The following is a 661-nucleotide window of genomic DNA, read 5'->3' as shown; positions in this document are numbered from 1 at the left end:
CCCCAGTCAGGGAGCAAGAGATGAGCGACAAAAACCATCACTCCAAATGTCCTGTTTCTGGCATTTGACGATTCACTTTCGCATCGTGCATCGCTTCTTGTGGATCCTCAGAACCCCAAATCGCAGCCATCTGTGTTGCGACTTGACCCGTTGCACCCTGACGAGGGTACGCCATGTAGCGAACCGTAATACCTAGGTCGTTGTAACCCTGCATTTGGCTATGCAGACGAACACAGTAGCCGCAAGTGATGTCAGTAAAGACAGTGATTGCGTATTTTTCGTTATCCGCTTTGTATTCGATCGCGGTATCTGACATTTCAGCAATCTTCGCCGCATTAATTGGCGCCTGACGCTCAGCCAAGACATCGCTGAATTTACCATTCTCATCTAAAGAGTAGAGCGTGCCAGCAATAAAGTGCTCGCCCGTTGGTGATGAGAAAATGATGCCGTTATTGGTTTGAACTTCGATAAGACCATCAATATCCGATGGCACAACGTCGATAACTTTGACACCAATTTTTTCAAAACGCTGGGTCAGAGCTTTAACATCGTAGGCTTGAGTAGATGCAGCCTCTACCGCAATTTTTACCTGCTCTGTGTTTTCTTCAGATGCATTACACGCAGTAATAACAAAAGGCAGTGCCAGTAGAGGCATACGGCG

Annotated in this window: 1 pseudogene; it reads right to left on the bottom strand. The window is 47.2% G+C overall.

The features are described 5' to 3' along the window. Nucleotides 1-49: 49 nt before the first annotated feature. Nucleotides 50-661 (bottom strand): annotated as a pseudogene (locus KIV40_RS33680) (disulfide isomerase DsbC N-terminal domain-containing protein); the annotation flags it as partial.

The sequence above is a fragment of the Vibrio sp. D173a genome (genome assembly GCF_030248475.1).
The sequence above is the reverse complement of the archived record's forward strand: the minus strand, read 5'-3'. Positions and strand labels throughout refer to the sequence as shown.